The organism is Proteiniphilum propionicum, assembly GCF_022267555.1.
Taxonomy (GTDB): domain Bacteria; phylum Bacteroidota; class Bacteroidia; order Bacteroidales; family Dysgonomonadaceae; genus Proteiniphilum; species Proteiniphilum propionicum.
Map to the genome: position 1 here is coordinate 88,658 of NZ_CP073586.1, position 14,847 is coordinate 103,504.

Genomic DNA, 14,847 nt, shown 5'->3' on the forward strand with positions numbered 1-14,847 from the left:
TTAACGTTTATATCTATTTATTGTTTGCCAAAATAATTGCATCAACAGCCAACCGGTAAGAATCGGTTCCAAATCCGGCAATCACCCCTAAACAAACGGGCGAAAGCATTGAATGGTGGCGGAACTCCTCCCGTGCATAAACATTGGAGATATGCACTTCAACCACCGGCGCAACAACCGATTTTATAGCATCACGTATTGCCACCGATGTGTGTGTATAGCCTCCTGCATTAAGAATAATACCTTGGCAAACAAAGCCTGCCTCATGTATCTTATCGATAATTTCGCCTTCGATATTCGACTGGAAATAGTCAATTTCTATCTCAGGATACTCTTCTTCCAGTTCGCTGAGGAAGTCGTCAAACGTTTTGTTGCCATATATACTGGGTTCACGGGACCCAAGCAGATTGAGATTTGGCCCGTTAATGATTTGAATCTTCATACGATCACTATGTTTTGAAAAACAAAGATACAACTATTTATTTTACCATATAGAGAGATGAAACCTCTTTGTGGATCAATGAAGAGAGGGTACCACATAATGTGGCACCCTCAAAAAAAATATAAAAACAATTGATTTTTAATTTTCTCCACCTGCCGGTTCTTCTTCCGCTTCACTTCCTGCGGTAGTATCTGCGAAAGATGCTGCAGCCATACGTTTATAAGAGCGATAGCGCCACTGTGCATTTTCTTTTGCGGCATCGAACAACTCTCCTGCTTGCTGTGGGAAAGATTTTGTCAACTGCGTATATCGCACTTCGCCCATAAGGAAGTCTTTGAATTTGCTCCAGTCAGGCTCCTTGCTGTCGAGCTGGAACGGGTTCTTACCCTCTTTTTCCAGACGGGGATCATATCGCCACAGATGCCAGTAACCACATTCAACAGCAGCTTTCTGTTCGGCCTGAGAAAATCCCATACCCCTTCTCAACCCATGACTGATACAGGGTGAATAGGCAATAACGATTGAAGGGCCGTTGTACGACTCTGCCTCTTTAAAAGCTTTCAGTGTTTGCGACTGGTTGGCTCCCATAGCTACCTGCGCTACATATACATATCCGTAAGTAGTTGCAATCATGCCGAGATCTTTCTTGCGGATACGCTTTCCTGCTGCAGCAAACTTAGCCACTGCCGCAATGGGCGTGGACTTTGACGACTGTCCCCCGGTATTGGAATATACCTCGGTATCAAGCACAAGCACGTTGATATCCTGTCCGCTTGCCAGCACATGGTCGAGTCCGCCGAAACCTATGTCGTATGCCCATCCGTCGCCTCCAAACACCCAGATGGATTTTTTGGCAAGATACTTTTCAAGAGAGAGTATCTCTAGAGCAATCTTTTCAGTAGAACCAGACAGTGATGCCTTTATCTCTTCTGACACTTTTTTCGATTCATCTGTATCATTTTTAAATTCAATCCACCGACCGAACAAACCCTTCTGCTCATCCGTGAATGCATCAGACTGTAGTGCTTTCTGCATAAGGTCCTGGATATGATTACGCATACTTGTGTGAGCAATCACAAACCCGTAACCGAACTCTGCATTATCTTCAAAAAGTGAGTTTGCCCATGCCGGCCCTTTACCTTCTTCATTTTTGGTGTAAGGCGTAGCAGGAGCCGATGCTCCATATATAGACGAACAGCCGGTAGCATTGGCGATCATCATTCTATCGCCGTAAAGCTGTGTAATCAGCTTTATATAGGGTGTTTCACCGCAACCAGAGCATGCGCCTGAGAATTCAAACAGAGGCTTCGCGAACTGCGAGTTTTTCACGTTAAGCTTAACGTCAACCAAGTGTGCTTTACTGGAAACGTTATTAACCATATAATCCCAGTTTTTCTGGTTCTCATATTGCGTTAAAATGGGCACCATCTCGAGAGCTTTCTCTCCCTTTTTACCGGGACATACATCAGCGCAGTTGCCGCAGCCCAGACAGTCGAGCACGTCCACCTGGACACGGAATCCCATTCCTGCAAACTGTTTACCCTGTGCCTTAAGAATATCCACATCTTCGTCCAAACCTTTCTGCTCATCCTCATCCAGGACAAACGGGCGAATAGTTGCGTGCGGGCATACATATGCACACTGGTTACACTGAATACATGATTCGGGCTTCCAAACTGGTACATTCACGGCAACGCCGCGCTTTTCATATTTGGTTGTACCCTGTTCCCATGTACCGTCTTCACGACCACTGAAAGCAGATACGGGAAGGCTGTAGCCTCGCTGAGCATTTACCGTGCGCACCACTTTCCTGATGAATTCCGGTGCATCATCCGGCGTTTCTGCAACAACCTGAATATCGGCCCATTCTTTTGGTATTTCTACCTCTTCCACATCGCCTCCGCGATCGACGGCTGAGTAGTTCATCTTCACCACATCCTCACCCTTCCGGCCGTATGACTTCACTATGAATTTCTTCATCTGATCAACAGCCTGGTCGTAAGGTATTACATTGGATATCTTAAAGAATGCAGATTGCAGTATGGTGTTTGTACGATTGCCCAGTCCAATCTCCTCAGCAATTTCAGTAGCGTTGATAATATATAGCCTGATGTTATTTTTAGCAAAATACTTTTTCACATTATCAGGCAAGTGATTGGGCACCTCTTCCTTAGTCCACAGTGAGTTAAGCAGGAATGTTCCATTTTTCTTAAGTCCTGCGGTCACATCATACAGGTGCAGGTATGCCGGAACGTGACATGCTACAAAGTTGGGCGTATTTACCAGATAGGTTGAACGTATTGGGTTATCGCCGAATCGAAGGTGTGAGCAGGTGAATCCACCGGATTTTTTGGAATCGTAGGCGAAATATGCCTGCACATATTTATCTGTATTATCTCCGATAATCTTTATTGAGTTTTTGTTGGCCCCGACCGTACCGTCTGATCCCAGCCCGTAGAATTTGGCTTCGTAGGTTGTCTCATCCATAGACACCTCCTCTTTAACAGGGAGTGACTTGAATGTAACATCATCCACGATACCGATAGTGAAATCATTTTTCGGCAGCTTCATTGAAAGGTTTTCGAATACCGAGATAATCTGTGACGGAGTGGTGTCTTTAGAAGAGAGCCCATAAATACCTCCAACAATCTCAGGAGCATTCTCTTTGCCATAAAAACTGTCTTTCACATCGAGGTAGAGAGGTTGTCCGGGAGCACCCGGTTCTTTGGTCTTATCCAGTACTCCAATCCGTTTAACCGTTTCAGGAATAACCGACAGGAAAGCATCAGCCTTGAAAGGACGATAGAGATGAACAGCCACCATTCCCACTTTTTCACCGTTGGCATTCAGGTGATCTACAACCTCACGTATGGTTTCGGTTACCGACCCCATAGCAATAATTACTCTTTCGGCCTTCGGATCTCCGTAATAGTTGAACAAACCATATTTACGGCCAGTCACGCCAGCCAGTTTCTCAAGATATTTTTCAACCACCTCAGGAACGGCATCATAAAAGGGGTTGGAAGCTTCACGTGCCTGGAAATAGATATCATCGTTCTGAGCCGTTCCTCTTGTAACAGGATTGTCAGGATTCAAAGCCCTGTCACGGAAAGCCTTCAATGCATCCATGTTGATAAGCGGAGCCAGATCATCGTTTGATAATGCCTCTATCTTCTGGATTTCGTGTGATGTACGGAATCCGTCGAAGAAATGCATAAATGGAACCCTGGATTCAATAGCTGCCAGATGTGCTACTGCAGCTAGATCCATTACCTCCTGTACCGACCCTGTTGCAAAAAGGGCAACACCCGTAGGCCTTGCAGCCATCACGTCCTGTTGATCGCCAAAAATTGACAATGCATGTGATGCGAGTGCCCGTGCCGACACGTGAAATACCCCCGGTAGCAATTCGCCCGCCATTTTATACATATTGGGCAGCATCAGCAACAATCCTTGTGATGCTGTAAATGTTGAAGTAAGTGCCCCTGCCTGAAGCGAGCCGTGCATGGCACCGGCAGCACCGGCTTCCGACTGCATCTCCTGCACCAGTACAGGTTGTCCGAAGATGTTCTTTCTTCCTGCAGCCGCCCACTCATCCACATATTCAGCCATCGTTGATGATGGTGTGATCGGGTAGATAGCGGCCACCTCGCTAAACATATAGGCGATGTGCGCTGCTGCCTGATTACCGTCGCAGGTTAAATAGTTTTTTTGTTTTGCCATAATAATTATATGATTGCTAAAAATTTGAAATTTTAGTTAAGAAATTCCCTGTACAGACTCTTTGAGACCACGAAATTACTACAAAAAAGTGGAAGCTACAAACGATAACCTCTTTTTGTTCACTAACATCAAATTTGGCAAAACAGCAATTGTGAAAATATATTAAACACTAATCTTTCATTTGATTATGACGTTATAGGTATATGTTACGTCAGCAGACAGTTCCTTTTAAACATATCAATTATAAAATTGAATACAGTGTTTATTTCACTTAAAAAGGAATGTCCATAAAAAAATAATAAATGAAAATAATAATCATTGCCAACAGACTACCGGTTAAAATTGAGAGAAAAGAGAAAGAATTCTGTATTACCAGAAGTGAGGGAGGTTTGGCTACCGGCCTCGGTTCACTTGAGACAGAGTCGGAATTATACTGGGTTGGCTGGCCTGGGATTCATACTGAAGATGAAAATGAGAAGCTGGAGATAAGGGAAAAATTGCATGAACTAAACTTCCATCCTGTTTTTTTATCTTCCGAACAAATAGAAAACTATTATGAAGGTTACAGCAACGGCACAATATGGCCGCTGTGTCATTACTTTTTCTCGTTTATTGAATACAGAGGGGAGTACTGGGAGACATATCGCGAAGTGAATGCTCTGTTCTGTAGCGAGGTAATGCCATTCATCGAAAAAGATGATATAATCTGGGTACAGGATTACCAGTTGATGCTTTTGCCTAAAATGATTCGAGACGAAAAGCCAAAAGCCAGCATCGGTTACTTCCACCATATTCCGTTTCCATCATACGAGCTTTTCAGGGTTCTCCCTGAACGTGAAGAGGTACTGGAAGGTTTACTGGGCGCCGACCTTATAGGTTTCCATACACATGAGTACATGAGACATTTTATCAGCGCCATTTACCGGGTACTCGATCTGAATTGCAACCTCGATGAAATAAACCTGCAAGACAGGATTGTTCACGTTGATGCTTTCCCCATGGGCATAAATTATGAACAGTACCACAATGCACCCACACTGCCTGAGGTAAAGGAGAAATCGGAGATGTTAAGGAAGGAGTTAGGCAACAATACCGTAATTCTTTCAGTTGACCGGCTGGATTACAGTAAGGGCATTCTGCACCGTCTTCAGGGGTTTTCCAAGTTCTTGCAACACCATCCCGAATTCCACGAAAAGGTGTCACTAACAATGATAGTGGTCCCTTCCCGCGACACTGTTGATATATATGCAGACCTGAAGACAAAGATAGATCAGGCTATTGGTGAGATAAACGGCAAATACTCAAGGCTGGGTTGGACTCCCATATACTACTTTTACCGCAGCTTTTCGTTTGAAGAGCTTATTGCAATGTATGATATTGCAGGGATTGCCCTAGTTACACCGCTTCGCGACGGAATGAACCTTGTAGCAAAGGAGTACCTTGCTACCAAACGCGAGAAGGCTGGAGTACTCATTCTCAGTGAAATGGCAGGCGCCTCCATTGAGCTGCAGGATGCTATAACAATAAATCCCAATGACACGGTTGAGATTGAGGAGGCCATCTTGGAGGCTTTGAGTATGCCTGAAAATGAGAAAATAGACAGGCTGCAAAATATGCAAAAACGTATCTCAACAGAGACGGTAAAAAAATGGGCAAACGACTTTGTTAAAGAGCTGCGGTCTATCAAAACACAGAACAGAGAGATTTTGCAGAAGATAGTAGGGAAAAGGCAACTCAACCAGATAAAGAGCGCTTATGATGACGCATCTTCCCGTTTAATACTTCTAGATTACGATGGCACACTCGCTCCATTCGTAAAAAACCCCGATGATGCCCAACCTTCGTCCATGCTAATAGATCTATTAAGTAAGATGACTGCCGACAGAAAGAACAAGGTGGTAATAAACAGTGGCAGAAACAGGAGGGTTCTCGACAACTGGTTTAAGCTATCGCATCTCGATTTTGCTGCTGAACACGGCATGTTCTATAAAGAAAACGGAAAGTGGCACAACAACTTGCTTGAAAAAGTGATTTGGGATGATGAGATAATTGATATCATACGGCACACAATTGAAAAGACTCCAAGATCATATATGGAGGAGAAAGATGCAGCCCTTGTGTGGCACTACCGCAATGTTGACATATGGCTTGCCGAACTTCGTGCCCAGCAGCTAATCAACGCCCTTATGGGACCCTGTACAAGATTGAACCTGCAGATAGTGCCTGGTAACAAAGTAGTTGAGGTAAAGCCACCTGATTTCAACAAGGGGAGTGAAGTAGTTCGCAGGCTGGAACAGGACAGCTACGATTTTATAATGGCTATAGGCGATGACACTACCGATGAGGATATGTTCCGGGCACTGCCACCGAGCGGCATCAGCATTAAGGTAGGCAACTTCTCTCCGGCAGCCAAGTACCGCATCCCACTACAATCGTCTGTTATTCCTTTCCTCATCAAACTAATCCAATAAAATCCGAGAAAAATGACATTTATCGATCATCTTCTTTCACCGGAGAACCCCCTCCGACACCCCTTTATTGCGCTGCTGTTCCTGGCACTGTTCGGCATTCTCACAGCCGTATACCGTCAAATCATCAGGCGGTGGCGCAGTCGAGCCCGCAAAAGCAGAAGCCGGATAGACGATTTCATGGTGCGGCTCTTCACCCTGCCAGGCATCTGGTTTATCTTCGCCCTGCTGCTCAACCTGTTCAGCGGCCTGCTCAGTGAAGATAAACAGGTCTACGGTGTATTGCGCAAGATCAGCCAGATCATGCTGATCCTCACTGTCGGCTGGATCGTGGTACAGGTGGTCAGGGCGCTCTTCCACCACTGGCAAAAACAGCTCGACATCCAAAATCCCGACAACCTGGAAGCTAGGAAACGGCTCACGCAGATGAGCATGATCGAGCGCATCACAGTGATTGCCATCATTTTCATCTTCACGGCCATCGCACTGATGACCATTGAGCAGGTGCGCCAGCTGGGGATGAGCCTGCTGGCATCGGCCGGCGTGGCAGGGATTATCATCGGTTTTGCCGCACAACGCAGCTTCGGTCAGATCTTCTCAGGCATACAGATCGCCTTCACCCAACCCATACGGCTGGATGACGTGGTGGTGATCGAGGGGGAGTGGGGACGCATCGAAGAGATACATATCACCTATGCAGTGGTGAAGATATGGGATGAGCGACGGCTGATCGTGCCCATCGACTACTTTCTCAACAACCCGATACAGAACTGGACACGCAGCAGCTCGCAAATACTGGGCACCCTCTTTCTCCCTGTCTCCTACGACCTGCCACTGGAACCGTTGCGCGAGGAGCTGACCCGCATTGTGCAAGGGGATCCCAACTGGGACGGACGGGTGCAGAACATACAGGTGACCGACAGCAGGGAGTGGTATAAGCAACTGCGGGTGCTGGTGAGCAGTGCCGACTCCTCCCGCAACTGGGACCTGCGGGTCTCGGTACGGGAGAAGCTGATTGACTTTATCAATACAAACTATCCCGGCTCATTTGCGAAGATCAACACTTTCGGGACTGCCCTACCGAACACAAACATCCGGAGGAAACAGGGCAATCAGTAAAGAAAGAGGTTTGCAGAAACACAAACTCTCCCCCGGTAACCCTGCCATCCATCCTCCTGCCACAGGTTTTAGGGACGGATAAATTTGGAAAGCTGTTTTTCTTCGGAAAATAGCACTGCCGTATTGATAAATGCCAGGTGGGAATAAGCCTGTGGAAAATTACCCAGCTGCCGCTTGGTCTTAAAATCCAGATCTTCACTGTAGAGCCCCACATGATTGGAGTATGATATCATTTTCTCAAAAATTGCACGTGCCTCTTTCTTTTCACCAATCATAAAAAGTGCTTCTATCAGCCAAAAGGTGCATATGGTGAAAGAGGAGGAAGGCAGTCCGAAATCATCCTCAGACTTATAGCGGTACATCAGCCCCTCGTGATAGAGGTTCTCCTTGATTGCCTTTACTGTTTTCACGTAACGTTCGTTTCCTGGTTCAATAAAATCGTAGAACTGCATCAGGAGTAAAGATGAGTCGTAATCGGTGTTATCATAAGCCTGGGTGAAACATTGCAGTTCTTGGTTCCACCCTTTTTCATGTACTTCGGACTTAATCAGATCGGCCTCGTGGCGCCATTTCGCAGCATAGCTGTCTCTCTGCAGAAGGTTGGCAATAAGAGAAGCTCTATCTAAAGCCACCCAGCTCATCACTTTTGAAAACACAAAATGTTTCTCCCTGGTACGGAACTCCCAAATACTTCTGTCCGGCTTGCGCCAGGAGGCCATTACCGACCGGACAAGGTTCTTTATTATCTCCCATATCTCTTCCACTTCATCAAGAGTACCCGGGAAATAGAGGTAGTATTTATATATCACATCTAGCAGATAGCCTATAGAGTCGTTCTGTTCCTGATAATAAGCGGCATTTCCAATACGTACCGGGCGGGAGTTTTCATAACCACTCAAATGATCCAGTGTCTCCTCAGTCAGCTCTCTTTCGCCCCGAATGCCATACATGATCTGAATTTTCTCTTCACGTGACTTCATAATATGCTTCACAAAGCCGATAAAACGCTCCGCCGCGGTCTTCTGCTTCATAAAGAGCAAGGTATCTATAGACATGGATGCATCGCGGAGCCAGCAAAACCGGTAATCCCAGTTCCGTGTTTCACCGATGCTCTCCGGCAGGCTTGTGGTTACTGCAGCCAGCATTGCTCCCGAGCTCTGATATGATAAAAGCTTTAATACCAGTAGGCTGCGCTTAATCATCGCATCATATTGCAGATAATCTCTGGAACGATTCACAAAATTAAACCAATAAACTTTCGTACGCTCATATTCCAGGAGGATACGGTTGGTATCTACCGTAATAAGCTTCTGGTTATATGACAACAGGAAAAAATGGTGTTCCGTAAGCTCTATCTCCTCTCGGTTGAGCACTTTTTCGAAATCCATGCTGGAATAAAGGTATATCTTATCTTCAGAGTCTTCTGCAGAATAGGTCTTGATGTAGTTCCCTGAAATTTCGTGCTTCACCTCCTCGCGGGCATAATTGATTTTCGGGTCGTAAATTACCCTTACCACAGGTTTTCCCTTTATTACGCGAATATACCTGTGAATCTCAGGCGGCATGTAATGACGCAGTTCAGATGTTCTGTAGCGGGGCATATAGTCAAAAACTATGAATCCGTTTTCCGGCGACTCAAACCTTGTAAGGAGAATATTGGTGTTGCCGTGATACTCTTGCCTTATTGAGTACTCATCCGAAACCTCGAAATGGAAGCTGCCACCCTTTTCTTTATCAAGCAACTTTGCAAAAATGGAAGGAGAGTCGAAATCGGGCAAACACAACCAATCGATGCTCCCCCCTTTAGAAACCAATGCTGCGGTACGGCAATTCCCTATTATCCCGTAATCTAAGTTCTTCATATAAAATCAATCTTATAGATTCCCTGCAATGCCACTATAAAATACAATTAGTACAGGCCAATTATCCAAGGAGACCGTTATTAACGATCCTCTTTTCAGAGCAACAACAAGACATCTATTCTGACTGGTATTTTGAATCAGTTATCAATCAGATGACGCTTCTTCCTGTGACGCCTGCATCGAAATCTACAGTTCTTCTTGTGTGTATAAACAAATATAAGAATTACAGCCCAGAAAAAGAAAAAAAGCAAAGCAATAACGGTAAGATTACGAAAAAAGTATTAGTTTCATAGAATTTAGATTTCAAAAATTGACGGTACAAACATAATATTTCTTTGCCGGTTTACTCCTCTTCACCTTCACCGCTCTCTTCCATGTTGTGGAAAACATTTTGCACGTCCTCATCCTCTTCAAATTTTTCGAGTAATTTTTCAATCTGCCCCCGTTGTTCTTCATCGAGGATTTTTGTATCGTGCGGTATGCGCTCAAACTCGGCAGAGTGGATCTCAAAGCCATTCTCTTCGAGGTATGACTGAATTTCGGCATAAGATTTAAAGTCACCATACAGGATGATATCTTCTTCGTCAACTTCCACTTCATCAACACCGTAGTCTATTAGCTCCAGCTCAAGATCCTCAAGAGCGACACCTTCTTTCTCCGCAATTTTGAACACACATTTATGATCGAACATAAATTCAAGGCTACCGGTAATACCTAGCGATCCGCCATGCTTGTTGAAATAACTCCTGACATTTGCCACGGTGCGCGTAGGGTTGTCTGTGGCGGTTTCCACTACTATTGCAATTCCGTGAGGCCCATATCCTTCATAAACAACCTCTTTGTAGTCTGATGCTTCTTTGTCTGTCGCTTTCTTTATTGCTCGTTCCACATTTTCTTTCGGCATATTCTCTTTTTTTGCCTGCTGTATAAGTACCCTCAAACGTGGATTTGTGGCTGGATCGGGGCCTCCCGACTTAGTGGCTATGGTAATCTCTTTCCCCAGCTTTGTGAAAACGCGGGCCATGTTTCCCCAGCGTTTAAATTTTCGTGCTTTGCGATATTCAAATGCTCTTCCCATAATATATAATTTGGCTTGTTTTTTGATACATGTTATAACCGGTAACAAATTAATCGGTTACCTTAGTTGTGCGCCCAGCTCTTTTTCAAGATTCTGCCGGATCTTCTGCATCACCGAATCAATCTGTTTGTCGTTGAGCGTCTTTTCTTTGTCTTGTAGCAGAAAGTTCACCGCATAAGACTTTTTGCCCTCAGGCAGGTTTTTACCTTCGTATACATCGAAAAGTGAAACCTGTTTCAGCAGCTTTTTCTCTGAGTCAAGAGCTATCTGTCGTATCTGGGCAAAGGTTATGTTTTTATCGATCAACAGTGCAAGATCCCTGCTTACAGCTGGAAATCTGGGAATCTCCGAAAAACTTACCGACTGTTTTTCTGTCTCTTTTATCAGCATATCCCAGTTCATCTCCGCAAAAAACAGACCGGTCTCTATATCAAACGTTTTCAAAATAGCCGGCGAAACAATTCCAAAGCTGCCAATTTGTTGTTTCTTCGTCTTTATGCCCATTCCAGTGGAGAAAATATCGTTCTGCAGCGGTTCATACTGCACCTTATTTAAATTGACCCCCAGTCGCTTCAAAATATTTTCAAGATGCGCCTTCAGTTCAAAAACAGAACTCCGTTCTTCGGCCGCAGCCCAGTTTTTATGGTTGCGCATGCCGCAAATCCATAATCCCAGATGTGTCTCCTCGGAATACTCTGCGAGTATTTCGCCTTCTCTCTTTTTTGTTTTATCAAAGAAATAGCAGTTGCCGAATTCGTAAAAACGTATATCGCCATATTTACGGTTACGGTTATAGGCGATGCTTTCAAGTCCCCCAAAAAGAAGTGTCTGCCGCATTACGCCCAGATCGTTACTAAGTGGGTTCAGCAGCGCTACACAGTTGTTTGCCGGAAAGCTCTCAAGCTTTTCGTAATAGTTTTTCTTTGTGAGCGAATTGTTCATTATCTCATTGAAACCGTTAGCCGAAAGCTGTTCGGATAATAGTGTCTGCAACTTATGCTTGCGGTCAGCAGGTGTCTGGTTCGATAAGCTCGATTGCAGCGAATCGCTTATCTCCACGTTATTATATCCGTAAATACGGAGAATATCTTCAATCACATCCACATCTCGTGTAACATCAACCCTGTAAGTAGGAATACGCAGCGTGAGTTCAATCTCCGTTTCATCTTCAATTTCAATCTCCAGGCTGTGAAGAATTTTTTTTATGGTCTCTTCGGGAATCTCTTTTCCTGTAAGGGAATATATTTTTTTGTATGGCAATACCACCCGTGGCTTTTCCACAGGGTCAGGATAGATATCTCTTATCTCACCTTCAATCTCGCCACCAGCCAGCTCCTTTACAAGCATTGCTGCACGTTTCAACACATACACAGTATTGTTGGGATCGGTACCCCTTTCAAATCGGAACGAAGAATCAGTGTTAAGTCCGTGGCGGCGGGCCGTTTTCCTCACCCATGTGGGGTGGAAACAGGCAGACTCCAGAAAAATATCTTTTGTCTCCTCTGTTACACCTGAAACAAGCCCCCCGAAAACCCCGGCAATACACATACCCTCTTCAGCATTACAGATCATAAGGTCTTTTTCATTCAGTTCATGTTCCTGTCCGTCAAGTGTTACAAATCTGGTTTTTTCGGGCAAAGTGCGTACCACCACCTCATTACCTTTTATGTATGACACATCGAAAGCATGCATTGGGTGCCCCGTCTCATACATTACAAAGTTGGTGATATCCACAATATTGTTGATTGGACGGAGCCCGATAAGCTGAAGTTTGTTCTTAAGCCACCCCGGACTCTCCTTCACTGTTACACCGTGTATTGTCAGCCCTGAGTACCTGGGACAGGCCTCCCTGTTCTCCACTATCACTTCTACGCCGCCTTCTTTTTTATCAACGGTAAATTCCTCAACAGATGGTTTTGTAAGCTTGTATGGTTTTCCTGCATGTTTGAGCCATGCAGCGAGGTCTCTGGCTACACCAAAATGCGATGCTGCATCAACGCGGTTGGGAGTGATATCTATCTCCAGCACGTAATCGCTTTTAACGTTGTAATACTCACTGGCTGGTGTACCCTCCAAAACTTCGTCTGGCAAGACAATAATTCCGTCATGTGATGTGCCTATCCCTATTTCATCTTCGGCACAAATCATCCCGAATGATTCTTCTCCGCGTATTTTGGTGCGTTTTATTGTGATCTCATCTTCGTCGAAATAAAGCTTAGTACCTACTGTAGCAACAACCACTTTTTGACCTGCTGCCACGTTGGGTGCACCACAAACAATCCTCAGTGGTTCTCCGCCATTGCCTATGTCAACAGTTGTCAGGTTCAGATGGTCAGAATTTGGATGGTGAACAGAGGTAAGTACCTTACCTATAACCAATCCTTCCAATCCGCCCTTTATGGTTTGAATCTCTTCCACGCTTCCGGTTTCCAGGCCAATGGATGTGAGCGCATCGGCGGTCTCCTGTGGTGATAAATCGAATTGCAGATACTCTTTTAGCCAGTTGTACGAAATATTCATTCTGCCAAGATTGATGTATATTGAGACAGACCGAATTTACACTAATTCTTTTTCTGTCAAAATATTAAATTTGTTTTTAAATAAAGCCTCAAAATTACAAAAAAATGGTGAGAATACATAGATTGGGCTGAGTAATGTTTTTTGCTGTTGTAGTTTTCTACCTGATAACTCACTCTCTGAATTATATGTATGGATGGATTTATTTGAATGAAGGGAGCACCGGAAGGCGTAAAAAGGTAAAGTCAAATTTAAAAAATTGAGGATGATATCACATTGTGATTCACCCTCATAATCCCATTCCGCTAATAAGTTACAAGAAATCAATAACCGCGGATTGCCTTGATACCAGGAAGAACTTTTCCTTCAATCATTTCAAGCAGTGCTCCACCTCCAGTTGAAACATATGACACATTTCCGGCCTGTCCGAATTTGTTAACACATGCCACAGAGTCGCCTCCTCCCACTAGAGAGAATGCCCCTCTACGTGTTGCTTCCACAATTGCATCTGATACGGCACGTGACCCTTTGTCGAAGTTGTCGAACTCGAATACCCCAACAGGACCGTTCCAAAGGATGGTCTTTGAGTTCCTGATTACCTCGGCGAAAGCTTTTTCAGACTCGGGGCCGATATCGAGGCCTTCCCATCCGTCGGGTATTTCATCCACTGGAGCAAAATCGGTTTTTGCGTCGTTGCTGAAGCTGTCAGCAATTTTGGCATCAGTTGCCAGTACCAGGTTCACCCCTTTCTCTTTTGCCAGCTCCACAAGTTCCTTAGCAAGCTCCAGCTTATCTTCTTCAACTATAGAATTACCAATTTTGCCGCCGAAAGCCTTGGCAAATGTGAATGTCATACCCCCGGCAAGGATCAGGTTGTCAACCTTGTCAAGCAGATTTTTGATAATATCAATTTTCGTGGATACCTTTGATCCGCCCATGATAGCCGTGAAAGGACGTTCCGTTTCGTTCATCACTTTTTCCACTGCAATAATCTCATTCTGCAGAAGATAACCGAAAAGTTTGTGATCAGCATCAAAATAGTCAGCAATAAGAGCTGTAGATGCATGTGCACGGTGTGCCGTTCCAAAAGCATCGTTCACATATACATCGGCATAAGATGCCAGTTTACCTGTAAACTCTTTCTGCGATGCTTTTATCTCTTTCCTAGCTTTGTCTGTCTGCTCCTCAGAAGCATCAGCAGCCAGACTGCGAGGTTTCCCCTCTTCTTCGGCATAGAAGCGGAGATTCTCGAGCAACAATGCTTCACCAGGGCGCAGTGCAGCTGCCTTGGCTTCGGTCTCTTCACCTATGCAGTCGTTGGCGAATTGCACATCAGTACCCAGCAGTTCAGAAACGCGAGGGAGAATGTGTTTGAGTGAATATTTACCTGTCGGTCCTTTCGGCCGGCCCAGGTGTGATCCTATGATAACACTTCCACCATCTTTCAAAATCTTTTTCAAAGTAGGTATAGCTGCACGAATACGAGTATCGTCAGTGATATTAAAATTATCATCAAGCGGGACATTGAAATCCACACGAACGAATGCCTTTTTATCGGCAAAATTAAAAGAGTCCATTGTTTGCATAGTTCTTTATATTTTTATGAATATTGTCCAATGAAGTTCTATTGATAAACCT

8 protein-coding genes are annotated in these 14,847 nt (G+C 44.7%); 2 read left to right on the forward strand and 6 right to left on the reverse strand.

The features are described 5' to 3' along the window. Window positions 1-13: 13 nt before the first annotated feature. Window positions 14-442, reverse strand: coding sequence for a type II 3-dehydroquinate dehydratase (gene aroQ, locus KDN43_RS00345; protein WP_238867719.1), 429 nt, complete (start codon window positions 440-442; stop codon window positions 14-16). A 138-nt stretch (window positions 443-580) separates the two neighbouring features. Next, window positions 581-4,165 (reverse strand): pyruvate:ferredoxin (flavodoxin) oxidoreductase, encoded by a 3,585-nt coding sequence (nifJ, locus tag KDN43_RS00350; RefSeq protein WP_238867720.1) that lies wholly within the window; start codon window positions 4,163-4,165, stop codon window positions 581-583. A gap of 302 nt (window positions 4,166-4,467) precedes the next feature. Between nifJ and KDN43_RS00355 the strand changes: the two genes are divergently transcribed. Then, window positions 4,468-6,636, forward strand: a complete 2,169-nt coding sequence (locus KDN43_RS00355) for a bifunctional alpha,alpha-trehalose-phosphate synthase (UDP-forming)/trehalose-phosphatase (RefSeq protein ID WP_238867721.1) — start codon at window positions 4,468-4,470, stop codon at window positions 6,634-6,636. A 12-nt stretch (window positions 6,637-6,648) separates the two neighbouring features. Continuing rightward, the gene (locus tag KDN43_RS00360; protein ID WP_238867722.1) at window positions 6,649-7,752 is read left to right on the forward strand and encodes a mechanosensitive ion channel family protein; all 1,104 of its coding nucleotides are present in this window, start codon (window positions 6,649-6,651) and stop codon (window positions 7,750-7,752) included. Between the two features lie 68 nt (window positions 7,753-7,820). Here KDN43_RS00360 and KDN43_RS00365 read toward each other — a convergent pair whose 3' ends face one another. The 4 genes from KDN43_RS00365 to KDN43_RS00380 all read right to left on the reverse strand — a co-directional run bounded on the left by KDN43_RS00365 (window position 7,821) and on the right by KDN43_RS00380 (window position 14,795). Beyond that, entirely contained in the window at window positions 7,821-9,614 is a 1,794-nt protein-coding gene (locus tag KDN43_RS00365; protein WP_238867723.1) for a glycoside hydrolase family 15 protein, read from the reverse strand. Between the two features lie 343 nt (window positions 9,615-9,957). After that, on the reverse strand, window positions 9,958-10,692 hold the full coding sequence (locus tag KDN43_RS00370; protein WP_238867724.1) for a YebC/PmpR family DNA-binding transcriptional regulator: 735 nt from the start codon (window positions 10,690-10,692) through the stop codon (window positions 9,958-9,960). Between the two features lie 57 nt (window positions 10,693-10,749). Beyond that, a complete protein-coding gene (gene pheT, locus KDN43_RS00375; RefSeq protein WP_238867725.1) occupies window positions 10,750-13,212 on the reverse strand; it encodes a phenylalanine--tRNA ligase subunit beta in 2,463 nt (820 codons plus the stop codon). Window positions 13,213-13,532: 320 nt separating this feature from the next. Then, window positions 13,533-14,795 carry a phosphoglycerate kinase gene (locus tag KDN43_RS00380; RefSeq protein ID WP_238867726.1) on the reverse strand — a complete coding sequence of 421 codons (1,263 nt, stop codon included), beginning with the start codon at window positions 14,793-14,795 and terminating at the stop codon, window positions 13,533-13,535. Between the last annotated feature and the right edge of the window lie 52 nt (window positions 14,796-14,847).